The organism is Streptomyces cinnamoneus (assembly GCF_014650495.1).
Lineage (GTDB): Bacteria > Actinomycetota > Actinomycetes > Streptomycetales > Streptomycetaceae > Streptomyces > Streptomyces cinnamoneus.
In genome coordinates this window covers 180,891-198,570 of record NZ_BMVB01000006.1, presented here as the reverse complement: position 1 = coordinate 198,570, position 17,680 = coordinate 180,891, and the positions used below count along the sequence as shown (strand labels likewise).

The window sequence follows — 17,680 nt, the reverse complement described above, 5'->3', positions numbered from 1 at the left end:
GACAGTGCCGGGTAAGAGTCTTTGTCGGAATGGCGCGCAGACGGCGTAGTCCGTTGTTTGAAGGCGCGTGGGGTGTGGGCGGCTGTCGGTGGCCGCTGGTGATGGATCGGAGCGGACGTTGAGCGTCGAGGCGGAAGCCGTGGGTGGCCAGGGCGATGCGGTGTGGGACGCCTGGGAGCCGGAGCATGCTCCAGCCTCGCAGCGAACCAGTGGGTCCGCCGGCTATGCCCCGGGATCCCAGGTACTGATCCGTGACGAGCTGTGGCTCGTCCGGAACTCCAAGGACGTCGGCACAGACGGGTGGATGGTGGAGGCCACCGGCATCTCGTCTTTCGTACGAGGTACCGACGCAGTCTTCTACAGCCGACTCGACGCGATCCAGGTCCTGGACCCGCGGGAGACGCGACTCGTTCCGGACGACTCGCCCAACCACCGGCGGGGCCGCCTGTTCCTTGAAGCGGTGATGCGCAAGACGTTCCTGCCACAGACCGAGCACGGGCTCGCGCTGGCCGACGGGTTCCTCATGGACCAGCAGGTGCACCAGCTGCGGCCTGCCGAGCTGGCGCTGTCGCTGGAGAAGAACCCGCAGCCGCGGATCCTGATCGCCGACGTGGTGGGCCTGGGCAAGACCCTGGAGATCGGGGTGCTGCTGGCCGAGTTGATCCGGCGCGGGCGCGGGGAGCGAATCCTGGTCGTGACCCCCCAGCATGTGCTGGAGCAGTTCCAGCGGGAGCTGTGGACCCGCTTCGCGATTCCGCTCGTCCGTCTGGACTCCACCGGTATCCAGCGTATCCAGCAGGACATCCCGGCCGGCCGGAACCCGTTTGCGTACTTCAAGCGCGCGATCATCTCCGTGGACACGCTCAAGAGCGACGTCTACGCGCACCACTTGGAGCACACCAACTGGGACGCCGTCGTCATCGACGAGTCCCACAATCTGGTCAACCGGGGCACCAAGAACAACGAGCTTGCCCGTCTGCTGGCCAGGAAGGCCGACGCGCTGGTGCTGGCGTCGGCCACTCCCCACAACGGTCGTGCCGAGTCGTTCGCCGAGTTGATCAAGATGCTGGACGAGGCGGCCATCGCCAACCCCTCGAAATACGAGGTGAAGGACCTCGAGCACCTCTACATCCGGCGTACGAAGACGACGGCGGAGGTGCGCGACTCGCTGAAGGGCGCCTGGGCGGACCGTGGGCCCTCCCAGCCGATCCACGCACCGGCCGGCGAGAAGGAGCTCGCTGTCTTCCAGGAGCTCGCCACGCGCTGGATCCCAGCCAATCCGGACCAGTCGTCGGTCAGCCGGCACCAACTGGTCCCGTACCAGCTGCTGAAGTCCTTCCTGTCCTCACACAAGGCACTGCTGGAGACCGTGAAGACGCGCCTGGCAACGCTGGACAAGCAGCCGACCGCCGAATCGACGAAAAGCAGGCAGAGGACGGCCCGACCAGTCGACCCGGCGGTTCGAGAGGCCGCGAGGCAGGTGGAGCGCGCGGCCTTGCTGGACCTCCGGGACGTGGCCGAGCAGATCCAGGACGAGGACTCGGCGAAGCTCACGGCCCTCCTGGACGAGCTGCGCATTATGGGCGTCGGACCCGGCTCGGAGACCCGCGTGGTGGTGTTCTCCGAGCGCATACCCACGCTGAAGTGGCTCGCGGAGACGGTTCCGGCCTCGCTCGGCTTCCGGCGCGGTGCTGGCCCCGACGAGAACAAGCCTTGGCTGGCCTTCGGCGGTGCGGTGCAGGTCATGCACGGGGACGCCACCAGCGACGAGGAGCAGCAGGCCATCGTCGAGAAGTTCGGGTTACGCGACGACCCCGTTCGTATCCTGTTCACCGGCGACGTCGCCTCCGAAGGCGTGAACCTCCACCAGCAGTGCCACCGGCTGATCCACTTCGATCTGCCGTGGTCCCTGATCCGTATCGAGCAGCGCAACGGCCGTATCGACCGCTACGGCCAAGAGCATCAGCCTGAGTTCCGGGCTCTGATCCTCACCAGCAACATCCCCTGGCGGACGGACGAGGCGACCGGGGAGCCTCGTACGCTGGACGACCGCCTCGTGGGCGAGAAACTGCTGAAGCGCGAGGAGGAAGCGCACAAGATCGAAGGCTCGGTGGAGGCGGTCACCGGCCTGTACCGGGCCAAGGAGGAGGAGAACCGCCTCACCCAGGATCTGATCGCCGGCCGGACCGTCGAGGAGTCCATCAAGCAGTCCCAGCAAGGGGGCGCCGCGTTCCTCTCCGGACTGCTCGGCCAGGTGGGCGCCGTTCCGGAGCATCCCGAGGTGCGGCGGGCGTACGTGCCGCACCTGTTCTCGTCCACCGCTGACTACTTCGACGAGGCACTGCGTCAGGTCTGCCGTCCCAACCCCGAGGACCAGCTCTCGCTGCGCCGCGACGACGACGGCACGATCGCGTTCGAGCCTCCGCGCGACCTGCTGTACCGGCTGAAGGCGCTGCCGAAGTCGTATCTCGACGAACAGCGGATCATGCCCCGGAAGGCCGAGCCGGGACGGATGCGCATCACCTTCTCCAAGGACCTCGCAGACCGGCGTCTCAGGGCGGCGCGGGAGTCGTCCAAGTCGCAGTGGCCGAACGTCTCCTACGTCACCGACGTCCACCCGGTCCTGGACTGGCTGACCGACAAGGTGCTCGTCGAAGTCGGCCGTCATCAGGCCCCTGTGCTCGCCGCCTCCGTGGACTCACCGACGTTCCTGGTGCAGGGCATCTGCTCCAACGCGCTGGGCCGGCCCACCATCGTCGAGTGGATGGCCGTCTACGGCGACCCGAATGACTTCCGGGTGACGCCTCTGACCCCGGAGGTCCTGGAGGACTACGGCGTGGGTCCGACGATGCCCGGCCGCGCCGTACCGCACGACCTCGGCGGCCTGACGGAGCTCGTGCCCGCGGCCATCGACAGGGCGGAACAGCACCTCCGGGACCTGAGGGAGGCGTACGGCGAGGAGATCGAGGCGATCCTGGCCCCGTCTCGCAAGCGCGTCGTGCACTGGCAGCAGGAAGCCTTGTTCTCCTCTGACGGGACGGGCAAACGCGGAGTGAACCTCAGCGCCAGCAGGCGGCTGAGCCTTCTCAAGTCCCTGCAGACCACGGGCGAGCCGATGCTGCGCCTGCTCGCCGTCCTGGAACCGCTCAACGCCGCTGAAGGAGGCACCGACCGATGAGCACCGACTTCGACTCCTTCAGCAACCGCGGTGAGTACTTCGCCGCGCACTATTTCGCTGAGCAGCTCGGAACTGACCTGAAGAAGGGTCTGTTCGCCACCTGGGCCCTGCGCGAAGGCGATGAGAACGACCCGCGGAAGACACCTCGGGAACTGCTCCGCTCGCTGCGCGGCGCCTACCTCTCCGAAGACGTGCGTGGCTACTTCGCCGAGGCCGCCGTGCGCGACGCAGGAGACGAGGTCCGGCCGAACACCCACAACAACTTCGAGTGGCGCAAGCGCCTCGCCGAGTGGCACCAGACAGTCCTGCAAGCCCTCGGCTTCGAGGCCACTCCCACCGAGATCACCGTCCACCGCGCCGGACGCGACCACTCCCTGCCTGTGGCCTACCACGGCCACGGGATCATAGCCCTGGACTGCGGCTGGGCCGCCGACAACGACGCCGCCCTCAACGCGACCGGACCGGGCCGACTGCTGCACCCGTTCTGGGTCAGCGCGAGCGAGACGTACGAGACCGGCCCGGCCCTGGCGGCCTGGCTGTTCCAGAGCGAGCTCGGCGAGGCCGGCGGGCCCCGCCCCCGCTTCGTCCTGTTGCTGTGCGGCGGCGTGCTCGTCCTCGCCGACCGCCAGTCCTGGAACGAAGGCCGCTACCTCGCCGTCAACCTCGACGCGGCCCTGGAACGCAACGACCGCACCCAGCAGGGCGAACTCGCCATCATCGCCGCGCTGTTCAGCCTGGACATGCTCCGGCCCGGCGAGAACGACCAGAGCCGGGCCATCGATGCCCTGCTGAAGTCATCCAGCGCCAACGCCGCCGGCGTCTCCGGCGAACTGCGCCACGGGCTCCAACGCTCGGTAGAGGTCATCGCCAACGAAGTCCTCGCGCGGATGGCCGAGCCGAAGAACAACGTCACCCCGGCCGACATCGAAAGCCCCAAGATCCCCTTCGCCCGGGAACTCACCCGCGAGTCCCTCCGCTACCTCTACCGGATCCTGTTCCTCCTCTACGCCGAGGCCCGCCCCGAACTCGGCATCCTCCCCGCCGACGACGGAAGCTACGAGGCCGGCTACTCCATGGCCCGCCTGCGCGAACTCGTCGAACGCGACGAGGAACTCGTCGAGGAGGAGGCCCGCAACGGCTTCCACCTGCACGAATCCCTGGACGTCCTCTTCAACAAGGTCAACTTCGGCCACCGCGAGTACGGCACCGAGGACGACGACGACCAGCCCGGCGACGACGAGGAGACCCGCAAGGCCAAGGCTGCCCGCCGCAGCGAGGACCGTGGCCTGCGCTTCGAACCCCTGCGCAGCGAACTCTTCGAGCCCGGCTCGGTACGCCTCATCGGCAGGGGCGTCCTCGACCCCCGCAGCGACGAGGACGACGCCCCGCGCTGGCTCGACCTGCGGCTGCGCAACGCCGCCCTGCACGAGGTGCTGCGCCTGCTCACCATGAAGAAGGGCAAGCGTGGCGAGCGGGGCGGCTTCATCTCCTACCGCAACCTCGGCATCAACCAACTCGGTGCCGTCTACGAAGGCCTGATGTCGTACACCGGCATCATCGCCGAGGAGGAGCTGTGCGAGGTCGCCAAGGGCGGCGACCCGGAGAAGGGTTCCTGGCTCATCCCCTCCCACAAGCAGGACCAGTACCCCGACAAGACCCTCGTCCACTACGACGAGGAGGACGCCCGCAAGGGCCTGCGCGGCGTCAAGAAGTACGAGAAGGGCTCCTTCGTCTACCGCCTCGCCGGCCGTGACCGCGAGACCTCCGCCTCGTACTACACGCCCGAGTCGCTGACCCAGGTCACGGTCGAGCTCACTCTCAAGCACCGCCTCGACCAGGAGCGCGACGCCGACGGCAACATCATCAAGACCCGCGCGTCCGAACTGCTCAAGTACAAGATCTGCGAGCCGGCCCTCGGCTCCGGCGCCTTCCTCAACGAGGCGATCAACCAGGTCGCCGAGGAGTATCTGCGCCGCAGGCAGGACGAGCTGGGCGTCGCCATCCCGACCGCGTACGCCCTCACCGAGAAGCAGAAGGCCAAGGCGTACATCGCTCTGCACAATGCGTACGGCGTCGACCTCAACGCCACCGGCGTCGAGCTCGCCGAGGTGTCCCTGTGGCTCAACACCATGCACCCCGGCATGCGAGCCCCCTGGTTCGGCCTCCACCTGCGCCGAGGCAACAGCCTCATCGGTGCCCGCCGCGCCGTCTACGCGGCCGACGACGTCACCGGCAAGGAATGGCTCAAGGCCAAGGGCGCCCTGGCCCCCACCCTGCTGCCCTTCCTCAAGGACGGCGAGCCCCAGCCGCTTCCCCAGGATGCGGTCCACCAGTTCCTGCTGCCGAGCCCCGGGTGGGCCGCGGTCGCGGGCTCGAAAGAGGCGAAGGAGCTCGCGAAGGAGGGTGTCGAACAGCTCGCCGCCTGGAAGAAGGGCATTCTTCAGCGCCCCAAGCGCGGCAAGGTCGGCAAGTCGAAGAAGGAGCCGGTGTCCCAGTTCACCCGGCTCCGGGACGCCGCCCGTCGCGTCGAACTCCTCTGGTCGCTTGTCGCCAAGCGCATGGAGCTCTCCGAGCAGGCGATCGCCCGCCGGATCGAGGTCTGGGGCGCCGACCCGACCGACCCGGAGTATGCCTTCCTCCACCGTCCTGACCAGGCCGTCACCAAGGAACAGGTCATCGAGGACCTCTTCAACGCCGCGGACACCCCCTACTGGCGTTTGAAGAAGATCATGGACGCCTGGTGCGCGTTGTGGTTCTGGCCCGTGGACAAGGCCGGGCTGCTCGACGGCACGGCTGGGGAATACGCGGCGCGATTGGAGGTGACGGGAGCGGACAGCCTCAGCCGCCTGCTCGACGGTGCGGCGCTTGTGGCGCAGCCCCCCGAGGCCCCAGCCGATCCGGGACCGGTCGCTGTGCCCGCGCCCACACCTGCTCCGCGGTACGTCGAGGCGACGGCCCTGTTCGCTTTCGGTCCCGAGCAAACCAGCTTCGAAGACCTCGAACTGAGCGCCGATGACTCGGTCGTGGAAGTCAAGCAGATCAGGCCGCGGGGAAGGACCCAGACCTCAGCACTGAAGCCGAAGGCCCCGGAGCGTCGGCCGATCGTCCCGCTCAAGGACTTGGACGACTGGCTGGAGTTCGTGGAGGCCATGCTCGGCAGGGCCGACGTGCCCGAGGGCACGCTCATCGACAGCTTCAAGGATCTCGACGCGCTCAAGAGCTTCGAAGAGACGCTGCCCAGCTTCATGGGAATGGACGCTGGCAACCCGGAGGACCGCTTCCCGTGGCTCCGAGAGGTGCTCGATATCGCGGAGGACCAGGGCTTCCTTCACTGGGAGCTGGAGTTCGCTCTGGTCTTCGCTCGGGGCGGTGGCTTCGACCTCCAGGTGGGCAACCCGCCGTGGGTACGCCCTCGCTGGAACGAGTCTGCTGTGCTCGCCGAGCACGAACCGTGGTTCGAGCTGCAGGACAAATCATCGGCTGCCGAGAAGAAGCAACGGCGCCAGAAGGTTCTTGAGTGCGCTGAGGCTCACCGATACGTGATCAGCGAGCTGACCAACACCACCGCCCAGGTCGCTGTGTTCGGCTCGCCGCAGATGTATCCACTGCTCACGGGAACACAGCCCGACCTGTACCGGGCTTTCATGTCCCAGGTGTGGGCGCACTCCTCGCTTCACGGAACCGTGGGGATGGTTCACCCGGACACCCACTTCACGGGAGACAAAGAAGGCAGCCTCCGCGAGGCGGCCTACGGCCGCCTACGCGTACACGGCGATTTCGTCAACGCTGGCCAGCGATTCTTCCCTAAGCCTGTCGGCGATGCCGCGCATTTCGGTGTGCACATCTACGGAAAGCCAGGGGAAATCTCCTTCAATCACTTGTCCTGGCTGGTCTCTGCGGACGCCTTGCGATATTCCGCTGACCATGACGGTTCGGGTGAGGTGCCAGGGGTCCGATACCGAAACGGCGAGTTTGACGAGCGTCCTCACTACGCTCGCGTCGTGCGGGTCGACACCACTCAGCTCTCCATCTGGCAGCGCCTACTGGATGAGGCCAGCCAGCCACTCGAACAAGCCCGTCTGCTCTTCCCGGTCAGCACAGGGGAAACATCAGCAATCGAGGCTCTCGCGGCTTACCCGGTGCGGCTTGGCAACCTATCACCACAGATCTCGAGGGGGTATCACGAGAGTGGCGCAAAAAAGGATAACCTAATCGATTACAACCGACCGGACCCTACTACTGGCGTGAAGTTCCAGCCTCAGCGCTGGCGTCAGGTAATCCTAAAGGGAACCCAACTCAGTGTTGCTACACCCATCTTCAAGCGTCACGACGCGAACAGCAACGATCCCTACGGCGCCAATCTAGTGACCCTGCCCGCCGACTTCGTACCCGACTCCGAGTACGTTCGCGTGCCCGGTAGAACAGCCGCCTATCTGGCCGATCAGGAGCGGTGGATCGACTACCAAGCTCTCGCTCGGCTTCGGGCAAACAACACCGCGATCAGTAGAGCACGTGAACAGCTTGCATGTACGCAAGGCACCTCCTCGGAGCAGGTATCCGAGGAAAGCGTCGACGCAGCGTTGACGCGGAGGGCCCGAAGGCGGTCCGCAACTTTTTACAGGGTTGCCTGGCGTGAAATGATCGCTCCGGATACTGAACGAAGCCTCTACCCTGCCCTGGTTCCGCCTGGCACTGCACATACGAACGTCGTTCGGAGCGCGTGGATTCTTGATAACCGGAGTACCGCTCTCCAGGCTGGCATGTGGGCTGGCCTTCCTGTTGATTACCTGCTGCGTGTCACTGGCACTGGTCACCTGGACGTCGGACGAGCTAACGCGATGCCTGCCCCGGCAGCCGACCACCCCCTCGCCTCCGCCCTCCTCCTCCGTACCCTCCGCCTCAACTGCCTCACCCGCGCTTACGCTGACCTCTGGACCGAGCTCTACGACCCGACCTGGCCCGCCTACGAGCCTTGGGCATGCGACTGGCCTGGCCTCCAGTCCCTCCACGAGGTCACCCCGGACTGGCGACCCGACACACCTCTCCGCACCGAGCGGGCCCGCCGTTCCGCCCTGGTCGAGATCGACGCGCTGGTAGCCGTCTGGCTCGGCATGGACGCCGACGCGCTCATCGCCGCGTACCGAGGCCGCTTCCCCGTGCTGCAGAAGTACGAGGCCGTGACCTGGTTCGACGCCGAGGGCTGGAAGATCGCGGGGAACGCCCGCACGATCGGACAGCGACAGACGAAGGAAAGCTGGGCGCAGTTCGAGGCGTACCAGGCGGACCCCTCCAACACACCCGTGCCCGAGGGGTACACCGCGCCGTTCTACAAGGCTGATCGCGAGGCGGAAATGCGCGCGGCACACGCTTACTTCCAGAAGCGGCTCGACGAAGCCATCGCCCGTGGCGACTGGGATCCGGTGAAGCAGGAGGTGCCGAAGCCGTGAGGCCGACGCTTCAGGCGCGCGGGCTCAAGGAGAGCCTGCTGCAGTATCTGTCGACGACGTACGCGCTCACCGACGAGGGTGCGCGTGAGGCCTTGCACCGGTTCCTCGGGGACGAGACGTCGGGGATGTTCCGTGGCCCGTATCTGCGGATCCGGACACCATTCACCGTGGCCGGCGAGGAGTGGCGCAAGCACCTCGAGTGGCAGAGGGAGGGCTTCAAGCCGTACGCGCATCAGGCGGTCGCGTTCGCGCGGCTGACCTCGGCGCACGGCCACACCCCGCAACCCACGCTGGTCACCACCGGTACCGGTTCCGGAAAGACCGAGTCGTTCCTCTACCCCGTGCTGGACCACTGCCGTCGGGAGCGGGCCGCGGACAAGACCGGAGTGAAGGCGGTCTTCCTCTACCCGATGAATGCCCTGGCCACCGACCAGGCGCAGCGCATCAACGAGCTCCTCACGGAGAACGCCGAACTGGGGAGGCTATCGGCCGGCCTGTACATCGGTGAGCGTGCGGCGACGCAGTACGAGAAGGTGCGAACCCGCCGCTCGGACATGCAAATGTCCCCGCCGGACATCCTGATAACGAACTACAAGATGCTGGACCTCCTCCTCCAGCGTGCGGACGACGCTCCCCTGTGGCGGGAGTCGGACATCCGCTACGTAGTCGTGGACGAGTTCCACACGTACGACGGCGCTCAGGGCACGGACGTCGGGATGCTGCTGCGTCGGCTGGCCGCTGCCGTGGGGGCGGCCGAGGACGGCCGCCCGCTGGGGAGAATTTGCCCGGTGGCAACGTCGGCGACGCTCGCTTCCGGTACGGACGAGGACGGCACGGCGCAGCTGCTGGAGGTGGCGACCCACGTCTTCGGCACGGAGTTCACGAAGGACTCCATCGTCGGGGAGAACCGGCTCACGGTCGAGGGGTTCATCCCGCTCGGCGAGCTGACCATGCAGCCGATGCCGACGCCCGACGAGCTGCTGGCGCTACCCGATCCGGCGACCAGCGACGAGGCGCTGTCGGCTCTGATCGAGAAGGTGACGGACGTCCGTGACCTCGATCCCTTCGTGCTCGGTGGGAACCTCAAGCGGCATCTGTTCACTCGCGCGGTGATGCATGCCCTCGGCGGCGGGGTGAAGACCAGCGCCGAGGTGCTGGACGTGATGTGGCGGGCGGGAGCGGCCGGCTGGTCCCAGGCCGTGGCGCGGCAGCCGGAGAAGGCGGCCGAAGCGCTGGCGCGGTTCGCCGCGCTGCTGTCGTACGCGCGTGACCCGGATTCCTCCCTCGCCGAGCCCCGGCCCTTCGTACACGTCGAGGTGCACCAGTGGGCGCGTTCGGTATCGCGGCTGCTGCGCGGTGTACTGCCTTGGCCGAAGGCGGAGTTCCGCTGGGACACGGCCGGCACGGCCGACGCGAGCGCGGCCGACAGCGGCCGTGCGGCGCCGGTGACGACGGCGACGTCGGGGCAGAGCGCGAACCTGTTCCTTCCGGCGATCTACTGTCGTGACTGTGGGCGGTCGGGCTGGGCGGTGTTCTCCCCGGAGAGTGACGATCACGACGTCCAGTTCGACACGTACAAGATCCGGCGGGCGTCGCTCGGCCAGGACAAGGCCCGGGTGCGGAACCTGATCGCCGCGACGGACCGGGAGTCCCGGGAGGGTTCCGGGGCCACGCTGCTGACCGCGACCAGCGGCAAGGGAGGGTCGGCCGCGTCGCAGGGTGCCGGCGGGCTGCTGATGGTGCTGGACGGCACCCGTAAGCGGCTGCGGCTGCCTGATCCGCTGAACGACTACGACCGGGAGACCAAGGAGCCGCGACTGGCGGCCCGTGACTCCGCGTTCGTGTTAGTGAACTTCGGCGAGACCGCGAACACCGCGGCCAAGGAGGACTGGTGTCCGGCCTGCGGTGAGCGCAACGCGATCCGCTATCTCGGTACGGGTGCCGCCGCGATGGCCGCGGCGTCCATCACTCAGCTGTTCACCGGCGGGGAGCTCGACAAGGAGCTCCACGAGGACAAGACGTTGATGTTCAACGACTCGGTGCAGGATGCCGCGCACCGGGCCGGATTCGTCGCCAACCGCTCGTACACTTTCTCCCTCCGCGCCCTCCTCGCCGACCACTTGCGGCACGACGAACCGACCGCGCTGAACGACCTGATCGCGAACGTCGTCGCTGCTACGACGGACAAGGACACACTCTCCGCAGTGGTGCCACCGGACCTGCACGGATTCAAGGGCGTGGACCGGCTGCTGTCCGGGCAGGGCCGAGGTGGGGACCTGAAGACGTGGCGACTGGTCGGCCAGAGGCTGGCGTTCGAGGCGCTGATGGAGTTCGGGTTCCGGTCCCGCAACGGCCGTACGCTGGAGCTGACCCGGACAGCCGCCGCACAGGTCCGCATCGACGACCCGGCGGCCGTGATCGCACTGGTCAAGCATCTGCACGAGGAGTGCGTGCGGGACGGGCTGCCGTTGGTGGCGCAGGACGACGCCCGCTATCTGGCGTTCGTACGCATCTTCCTGGAGCGGCTTCGTACCCGCGGTGCGGTCGCGCACCGGTGGCTGGACAAGTACGTCGATGAGGCGGGCACCAGCCGGTACTACATCTGGGGCAAGCGGGCTCCGGGCATGCGGGCGTTCCCGAAGGGCATCGCCGCCCCCGTCTTCCTGCTCGGGCAGCCAAAGAACGGCAGCGAGTTCGATTTCGCGACCGGTCGGCTGTCCTGGTACGAGCGGTGGGCCGGGCGGTGCCTGGAGCTGCCGCGTGAGCTTGCGCCCGAGCTGTGGAGCCGGTTGCTGCCCGAGCTCGCCTCGATGGGACTGCTATCGGTGCGCACCCCGAACGACACCTCGGTGCGGGTGTACGGGCTCAAGCCCGGCAACATCGAGGCCCGGCTGCTGGACGACGAGCAGGTGCGGGTCTCGTATGTGCGGTGCCCGGTGTGCTTCTGGGAGCAGACAGTCCACCCGTCCCTGCTGGACCAGTGGCACGACCAGCCCTGTCCCTCCTACCGGTGCCGCCGGGGTCGCCTGGTGGCCGGTGACCGGCCCGAGGGTCTCGGGATACACCACCGCGACCGTGACTACAGGGACGACTACTACCGCCGGCTCTACCTCGGCGCGGGCACCTATCAGGTGGTCACCGCCGAGCACACGGGCATGCTGACGCGGCACCAGCGCGAGAAGGTGGAGGAGGCGTTCAAGCGCGGCGGCGGGTTCAAGGACCCCAACGTGCTCTCGTGCACGCCGACGCTGGAGATGGGTATCGACATCGGCGACCTGTCCGCCGTCGTGCTGGCCGCGCTACCACGCCGCCCCGCCTCCTACACGCAGCAGGTCGGCCGCGCCGGCCGCCGTACCGGCAATGCCTTCCTGCTGACCATCCCCGACCGGCGGCGTCGTGACCTGTACTTCCTGGAGCGGCCGAAGGACCTGATCGCGGGCACGATCGTGCCGCCCGGGTCCTATCTGTCGGCCATCGAGATCCTGCGACGGCAGTACCTGGCGCACCTGCTGGACCTCGCCGCGGCCGGCCGCCTCGTCCGCGCGGACGGCATCGTGCTGCGGCCACTGCCGTACAAGGCGCCTCGCCTGTTCGGCCCGTCCGGCTATCTGACCGATCTGGTGGAGCTGGCCCTCGACCAGGGCGAGGAACTGGTCAAGGGGTTCCTGCGACTGTTCCCGACCGGCATCAGCGAGCAGGCCAAGGCCGACCTGGAGGCGTACGCGACGCACGGCCTGCGCAGCGCCGTAGAGAGGGCGGAACGCGAGTGGCGGCGTGCCGAGGACGCCTTGCGGGCGCGGCTCCGCGAGATCGACGAGGCCCACGGCGAGCTCCACGACAGCGACCCTGACCAGGCCCGTCAGAAGGCGGAGCTGGACGCCGAGCGGCGGGGGGTGGGCAGGCAACTACTCCACCTGGGTGACGCCTCGGCGCAAAGCGCCTTGTGTGACCTGGGTCTGCTGCCGAACTACGCCCTCATCGACTCGACGACGACACTGTCGGCGACGCTGTACGGCGAGGATGGCATCGACCCGAAGACGGGCAAGATGGTGTACACGTCCGAGACCCTCTCGTACGAGCGTCCCCGCCGCCTCGCGATCCAAGAGCTGGCACCGGGCAACACCTTCTACGTCAACGGCTACCGGCACGAGGTCACCGGCCTGGAGCTGTCGACGGGCGGGCGCCAGGAGTGGCAGACCTGGAGGGTGTGCCCGGGCTGCGGGTACGTACGCACTGAGAACGCAACCGCCGATCGCTCGCCGTGTCCCCGGTGCAAGACGAGCCAGATCGCCGACGACGGCTCCTGCCTGTTCCAGGTCGTGGAGCCTGCCACCGTGACGTCGCGGGACAAGCGTGAGGACGCCCGGATCCGCGACGACAAGGACGACCGCGATCGCCGCTCTTACACCGTCGTGGACGCGGTGGACATTCCCGTCGCGGCGATCGAGCGGGGGAAGTCCTGGCGGCACGACCGCGAGACCTTCGGCGTGGACTTCTGCCGCACGGCGATGATCCGCCGGATCAACGTCGGGCCGGTCCGCTACGACGCTCCCGCCCGTGACGACTTCGCCGGTCATCTGGTCCGGCTGAACCCGTTCCATGTGTGTACGGCCTGCGGTGCAGCGAGCGCGGACGGCCGTCCTGTCTTCGACCACGACGCCGATGCCCTGGATTCGGCAGCGGCCCGTGCCCCCCAGCTCAAGCACCACCGCCCGTGGTGCCCGCTGCGCCGCGGCAAGAAGGACGGCGTCACGCAGGAGCAGGTGCTGCTCGCCCATCAGCTGCAGACCGAGGCCCTGCGGATCCTCATCCCGGCCGCGACGGCCGACGTGGACGCACGGGTGCACTCCTTCCGGGCCGCCCTGCGGCTCGGTGTCGACCTGCACTTCGGCGGCGACCCACAGCACCTGGACACCACGGTGGCGTCCATGCCGGACCTAGACAGCGGCGAGCGCCGCTGGTTCCTGGTGCTCTTCGACTCTCTCCCGGGCGGCACCGGCTATTTGGACCGGCTCACCGACCGCCACGCCTTCCGGGACACCCTCACTCGGGCGTACGAACAGCTCAAGGCATGTCCGTGCGCGGAAGAACAGCGGCGTGCCTGCCACCGCTGCCTGCACCGCTACACACCCGAGCAGTTCCAGGACATCGTCTCCCGACAGGCGGCGCTCAGCATGCTGGAGTCGCTGCTGTTCAAGGGGGACGGCGAGGACGGCTGGGACATCAGCGATGTGGAGCACACCGGGCTGGTCGGGCTGGACGCCCAGGTCGAATCCGACTTGGAGGCCCGCTTCCTGGCCATCCTGCGGGACTGGGTGAAAGCCACCGACGACGCGGCCCTGGACGAGGACGGCCACGCCAGCGGGCATCTGCGATTCACGGACGGCTCGGGCGTGATGCATTGGAGGCTGACCGCCCAGCGGCAGCTCGAAGGCACCAGAACGGACTTCACCTTCACCCGAGTCGGCGGTCCGGTGCAGAGCGTGCACGTCTATCTGGAAGGCTTCCGCTTCCACGCCAGCCGGGAGCACAACCTCATCGCCAAGAACGCGGCCCAGCGCACCCGGCTCCGCGCCGACGGAAAGGTCGTCTTCCAGATCACCTGGGCCGACATCGACTTGTTCGAACAGCCGCCGAGCCGTACCAAGCCTGTCTGGCCACCGTACCGGGGCACCGCTCAGGAGCAGGCCAAGGCCGCGTATGAGCAGTATGGGGGCAACCGTGCCCACTTCGGCGAAGCCGTCTTCGCCAACCCGATCGACACGCTCATCGCCTATCTGCGCAACCCTGATGCCACCCGCTGGGCCCGCCGGGCGCGCGCCCTGGTCACTGGGCTCACCGCCGTTCCCGCCACAACCGCCGTGGCCGCCACGGACAAGCGCAGTGAGCTCGTCGCCGCGTTGCGTGAACAGCTCGGCGCCGTCGGAGCCGGCCGACGGGACGACAAGCCGGTGGCACCCGACAGTAGCGGCATCGGCCCGGTCCACGTGTTCCGCACCCAGGACGAGCACGGCCTTCCGATCGTGATCGCACTGGACGCCGCAGACCCCGACGACCTGCGGTGGACCGCCCTGACGGTCCTCGACGACAGCGACGCTGTCCTCGACACCGACGAACACAAGCTGCGGTGGCGGTCCTGGCTGTACTGGACCAACATCACCCAGTTCCTGTCCCTCGCCGGAGGGGACGGAGTACAGCTCGCCGCCAGCCGCGCCGCAGACTTCGAGGTCGAGGTCCTCGACGTCTGCGGTGGACTGGGCGAACTCGACTCACTCTCCGCCGCCCTCGCACCTGCATCCTCGCCCATGCCCACGCCTGCCGTACGGCCTGCGGCCTCCGAGCCGAGCGCCGACTCGCCGGCCGAAGCCGCCCTCCGGCAGATCATCCGGGACGTGGTCTGGGACGAGGACATCCTTGAGATCCTTCGCGAAGACCCCGGCGAGGCACCCGATCTCCTTCGCCTCGCCGAGACGCTCGCCGAGCACGGCAAGCAGGCTCCGGTCTTCGGATTCGAACTCGGAAGCAGCCGTTGGCAGGCGGACTTCGCCTGGGAGACTCCCGGCCTCAAGATCGCCGTCGTCGCCGCCCACCAAGGCGATGAGGACATCGAGGCCCAGCGGCGCGACGCTGTCTACGCCGAGCACGGCTGGACCGTCCGGACCGCCGCTGCATGGCTCGTCCACCTCGACACCCTGCTCGAACAGCTCCCCGACACGGAAGGCACCACCCGATGACCGCCCGGCTCAGCCTGTACCGCAAGGCCGAACAGGAGCTGTACAAGCTCGACCGCTCGGTCAAGGCCCAGTTCTACGACTTCTGCCACGTCTTCCGGAACAATCCGAACCAGCCCGGCCTGAAGCTGAAGAAACTCAAGGGCGACTCGCGCGTCTGGTCCGCGCGGGTCAACGACTCCTACCGCACCCTGCTGACCCCGGCCGGGCGGGACACGGACGGCACCGAGAGCTGGCTGGTCATCGCCGTCCGCCACCGCAAGGATGTCTACGAAGAGCTCCAGGTCGCGGTCAACCGGGTCACCGGCGAGATCGAGTTCGTCGACCTCGCCGTCGTCGGCGACAGCGCTCTGCGCCGTGCCGGCATCACCCTGACCCCGGCCGAACCGGACCAGACCGCGCCGTCCGCCGAGCCCGTACCGATGCCCGCGCCGCCTGCGGAGATCTCTCCTCTGCTCGCCGCGTACAGCGCCGACCAGCTGCGTGAGCTGGGCGTCGCCGAACAGCTGATCGAGCTGGCCCTCGCCGTCACCGACAGCGCCGAGCTGGACCAGCTCGTCGAGGGCGCCCCTCTGCTGTCCAAGGACGTCCTCTACGGCCTCGCCGCCGGTATGCCCATCGACGAGGTCCGCAAGGAGATCACCCAGCCCGTCGAGCTCGGCCACGAGCCCGATCTCGGTGACTTCGCCACGGCCCTGAGCCGTACCAAGGTCACCGCGGTCGACGAGGCCGTGCAGGCGGCCATCGATGAAGGGGACTTCCGGGCCTGGAAGGTGTTCCTGCACCCCACGCAGGAACGCATCGTCCGCCGCCACTACAACGGCCCTGCTCGTGTCTCAGGCGGTCCTGGAACCGGAAAGACCATCGTTGCCCTGCACCGGGTCAAGCACCTGGCCGAGCAGCTGCCGCCCGGTAGTAACAAGGCCATCCTCTTGACCACGTTCACCAAGAACCTCACGACGGACCTGCGCCTGCGTCTGGCGTCCCTGGTCGATCCCGCGCTCCTCGCCCGTGTCGAGATCGCTCACATCGACCAGCTCGCCGCCCGCGTCCTGGGCGAAAACACCGCACCTGGCCGGGGCCGGCAGCGGGTCTACGACCACGTGGCGCTGAACGAGATGCGCCAGCTCCTCGCGGAACTCGATGACCGCCGTTGGGAGCCCGAGTTCCTCCTGGAAGAGTGGGAACAGGTCATCCTGGGGCAGTCCGTTCCCACCCGCTCCGCCTACTTCCAGGCCCGCCGGGCAGGCCGAGGGCGCTCGCTGACCCGACCGGAGCGCAACCACATCTGGAAGCTCGTCGAGCAGTTCACCGCCCGTCTCGACAAGCTCGGCGTGGAGACCTGGGGCCAGGCGTCCGAGCGCGCGGCCCGCTTCGAGATGGAGCGTGCCGCGAAGATCCGGGCCCGGCGCGAGTACAAGGAGGAGGTGGGCGGCAAGGACCTCATCCATCGCGACAACAGCTCCGGCATGCGCTACCTCAACTACCGCTACCGCCATATCGTCGTCGACGAGGCCCAGGACCTCAGCCCGGCGCACTGGAAGATGCTCCGGGCCATGGCCGACCCGGACCTGCCCAACGACATGTTCATCGCCGGCGATACCCACCAGCGCATCTACGACCACCAGGTGGCCCTCGGCGCCCTCGGCATCAACATCCGTGGCCGCTCCTCCCGCCTGACCCTCAGCTACCGCACCACCAAGGAGATCCTCACCAAGGCCCTGCGCGTGGTCGACCCCGTGAAGACCGGGCAGAGAGTGAGCTACGACGACCTGGACGACGGCACCGACAATCTTGCCGGATACCGTTCCGTCCTTCACGGCCCCGCCCCGGCCTTCACGCCGTACGACTCCTGGGACGACGAGCTCGTCGGCCTCGCCGCCACCCTGGCCACGTGGCGCGAGGAGCTCTCCACGGACGAGAACGGCTCGCCCAGAGATCCGAGCGGCAACATCGCCATCTGCGTCGCCGACCGCGACATGGTCAGTCAGACGATGTACTACCTGGTCACCAAGGCCGGCATCACCTGTGCGGAACTCACCAAGGAAGGTCCCAAGGGCGACGGTGAGGTCCACGTCGGCACGATGCACCGCTTCAAAGGCCTGGAGTACCAGCGCCTCGCCATCGTGGGCGCCAGTGACGGCATCATCCCCCGCACCCACGTCATCGACCGCTACCGCACTGAAGATCCGCCCCGCTACGAGCGCGAGCAGCGCAAGGCCCGTTCCCTGCTGTTCGTAGCGACTACCCGGGCCCGTGACGCGCTGAACATCAGCTGGCACGGCAAGCCCAGCCCCTACCTGCCGGTCTGAAATGGATGTCGG

At 67.9% G+C, this 17,680-nt stretch carries 4 protein-coding genes; all 4 read left to right on the top strand.

The genetic code is table 11. From position 1 onward, the window contains the following. The first annotated feature begins 304 nt into the window (after nucleotides 1–304). The 4 genes from IE182_RS11360 to IE182_RS11345 are packed head-to-tail and all read left to right on the top strand — an operon-like array spanning nucleotide 305 to nucleotide 17,668. A complete protein-coding gene (locus tag IE182_RS11360) occupies nucleotides 305–3,178 on the top strand; it encodes an SNF2-related protein (RefSeq protein WP_229844737.1) in 2,874 nt (957 codons plus the stop codon). Further along, complete coding sequence (locus IE182_RS11355) at nucleotides 3,175–8,625, top strand: hypothetical protein (protein ID WP_190109603.1); 5,451 nt, start codon at nucleotides 3,175–3,177, stop codon at nucleotides 8,623–8,625. Before IE182_RS11360 ends, IE182_RS11355 begins: the two co-directional genes overlap by 4 nt. Next, nucleotides 8,622–15,359 (top strand): DEAD/DEAH box helicase family protein, encoded by a 6,738-nt coding sequence (locus IE182_RS11350; RefSeq protein WP_190109602.1) that lies wholly within the window; start codon nucleotides 8,622–8,624, stop codon nucleotides 15,357–15,359. The genes IE182_RS11355 and IE182_RS11350 overlap by 4 nt, the downstream gene beginning before the upstream one ends. Then, a complete protein-coding gene (locus tag IE182_RS11345; protein WP_190109601.1) occupies nucleotides 15,356–17,668 on the top strand; it encodes a UvrD-helicase domain-containing protein in 2,313 nt (770 codons plus the stop codon). The genes IE182_RS11350 and IE182_RS11345 overlap by 4 nt, the downstream gene beginning before the upstream one ends. Nucleotides 17,669–17,680 lie beyond the last annotated feature (12 nt).